Genomic DNA, 2,952 nt, shown 5'->3' with positions numbered 1-2,952 from the left:
GTGTTCAAAACTCCATATAAATTCGTAATTTTGTTAGTCTTAATTTTACTATGGCTTTGACTACAGATATAGATATAAAGAAACAGGTTTTTGTAAAGAATGCACATCTTAACAACCTGAAACACATCGATGTATTAATCCCTAAGAATAAACTTATCGTGATTACGGGAGTTTCCGGAAGCGGAAAATCTTCTCTGGCTTTTGATACGATTTATGCTGAGGGGCAGCGACGGTATGTGGAGAGTTTAAGCTCTTATGCCCGGCAGTTTTTAGGGAAACTGGAAAAACCGAAAGTGGATGATATTAAAGGGTTAGCTCCTTCTATTGCTATTCAGCAGAAAGTGATCTCTTCCAATCCCCGGTCTACTGTAGGGACCTCTACAGAAATTTACGATTATTTGAAGCTTTTATTTGCCAGAATCGGAAGAACCTATTCTCCGGTTTCCGGTGAAGAGGTAAAAAAAGATTCCGTATCGGATGTAATAGACTTCATTAAAGAATCTAAAAAAGAGACTTCTTTCCTTTTAACAGCTCCTTTGGAATATGATCTTGCCCACTTTACCGAAACATTAAATATTTTGAAGTTAGCAGGATTTACCCGCCTTGAAATCAATGGAAATGTAGCGGGAATCGAAGATCTGGAAAGCTTTGGGTTCACTCCTGAAAAGGGAATGATCATCAATCTTGTTATTGACCGTTTTTCTTATGAAGAGGATGAAAACTTCCTTCAAAGACTAGCAGATTCCATACAGATGGCATTTTACGAAGGAAGAGGATATTGTTCACTCAAAAATATAGAAACCGGTAAAGTTCGTGAATTTTCCAACAAATTTGAACTGGACGGAATTGAATTTCTTGAACCCAATGTTCATTTTTTCAGTTTTAATAACCCTTATGGAGCCTGTCCCACTTGTGAAGGTTACGGTAAAGTGATCGGAATAGATGAAGATCTGGTGGTTCCGAATAAAACATTATCTGTTTATGAGGATGCTGTGGCTTCATGGAGAGGAGAAACCATGAGCGAATGGAAAAAATCCTTTATTAAAAAGGCCGGAGATTTTCCTATTCATAAACCTTATCATCAATTAACCAAAGAACAGCGGGCTTATCTTTGGAAAGGGGATGGAAAAAGCAGTTTTCCATCCATCAACAATTTCTTCAAAATGCTTGAAGAAAACCTGTATAAAATACAATATCGTGTAATGCTTTCTCGATACAGAGGGAAAACACTTTGCCCAACCTGTGAAGGTCTTCGTCTAAGAGAAGAAACCAGCTGGGTGAAGATTGACGGACATAATATACAATCTCTTATTGAACTTCCGCTAGATGAACTTTTCCCTTTAGTAAAAGGATTAAAATTATCTCAGTACGATCAGGATGTAGCCAAAAGACTTCTTTATGAAATCACTACCCGTCTTGAATTTTTATTAAAAGTAGGATTAGGATATTTAACATTAAACAGAACATCCAATACGCTGTCAGGTGGTGAAAGCCAAAGAATTAATCTGGCAACAAGCTTAGGAAGTTCTCTGGTAGGATCCATTTATATTTTGGATGAGCCCTCTATTGGTCTTCATTCCAGAGATACTGAAAATCTAATTGGGGTATTGAAAAATCTTCGGGATCTTGGAAATACGGTTATTGTCGTAGAGCATGATGAAGATGTTATGAAAGCCGCGGATTATATTATTGATATCGGTCCGGAAGCAGGTTATCTGGGTGGAGAATTGGTTTTCGCAGGAGATTATAAACATTTGAAGGATGCTGATACTTTGACCTCCCAATATCTGACCGGGAGATTAAAAATTGAAGTTCCTGAAAAACGCAGAAAACCCAAAGAATGGATTCGTATAAAAGGAGCAAGACAGAATAATCTCAAAAATATTGATGTAGATGTTCCTCTGGAAAGTTTAGTGGTGATCTCAGGGGTATCAGGAAGCGGAAAATCGACCTTGATGAAAGAAGTGCTCACCAACGATATTCAGATTCAATTGGGAATGGGTGGAAAAAAAGGAGATTATGATTCTGTAGAGTTTCCTAAAAAGCTGGTTAAAAATATTGAGCTTATTGATCAGAATCCTATCGGAAAATCTTCCCGTTCTAATCCCGTAACCTATTTAAAGGCTTATGACGATATCAGAGACTTATTTGCCAAACAGAAAGTTGCTAAAATGATGGGATATAAACCCAAACATTTCTCTTTCAATGTCGACGGTGGAAGATGTGATGAATGTAAAGGCGAAGGAGTGATCAATGTGTCTATGCAGTTTATGGCAGATATCGAACTGGAATGTGAAGTATGTAAAGGAACACGTTTTAAGCATGAAATTTTAGAAGTGAAATTTGACGAGAAAAACATCTCTGATATTTTACATATGACCGTAGATGAAGCTTTAGAATTCTTCACTGAAAATAAGGAGGAAAAAATCGTCACCAAACTGAGACCATTACAGGAAGTAGGTTTGGGATATCTACAGCTGGGACAAAGTTCCTCTACGCTTTCCGGTGGTGAAGCTCAACGTGTAAAGCTGGCGTCATTTTTAGTAAAAGGGGTAACGACTGATAAAACTCTTTTCATCTTCGATGAGCCATCAACAGGATTACACTTCCACGATATTCAAAAATTGCTAAAGTCTCTGCAGGCACTCATTGATCTCGGACATTCAGTTATTGTTATTGAACATCAACCGGACATTATTAAATCTGCAGACTATATCATCGATATTGGTCCCGAAGCAGGAAAACACGGTGGAGAAGTTGTTTTTACAGGAACTCCTGAAGATCTTGTAAAAAATAAAAAATCCCATACAGCTAAATATATTAAAGAAAAGCTGGAAGAGTAAAATAAAGCAGAGAGTAGAAATACTCTCTATTTCTTTTATACATGGATTTTAAGGATAAAAACATTAATTATAAACAAAAAACTGAAAACTCCTGCGAACAGTCTTATCC

At 37.0% G+C, this 2,952-nt stretch carries 1 protein-coding gene; it reads left to right on the top strand.

Annotated elements, in window-relative coordinates; all coding sequences use genetic code 11:
• The first annotated feature begins 50 nt into the window (after nt 1–50).
• A complete protein-coding gene (gene uvrA, locus Q0A18_RS15420; RefSeq protein ID WP_292011053.1) occupies nt 51–2,843 on the top strand; it encodes an excinuclease ABC subunit UvrA in 2,793 nt (930 codons plus the stop codon).
• The last annotated feature ends 109 nt before the right edge of the window (nt 2,844–2,952 follow it).

It is taken from the genome of Chryseobacterium sp. (assembly GCF_022712095.1).
GTDB lineage: Bacteria > Bacteroidota > Bacteroidia > Flavobacteriales > Weeksellaceae > Chryseobacterium.
Note: the sequence above shows the minus strand (reverse complement) of the source record. Positions and strands in the feature narration are given on the sequence as shown.

What these genes read in the sequence shown, in the direction of transcription:
- uvrA (WP_292011053.1), top strand. Translation starts at nt 51, where the DNA reads ATGGCTTTGACTACAGATATAGATATAAAGAAACAGGTTTTTGTAAAG.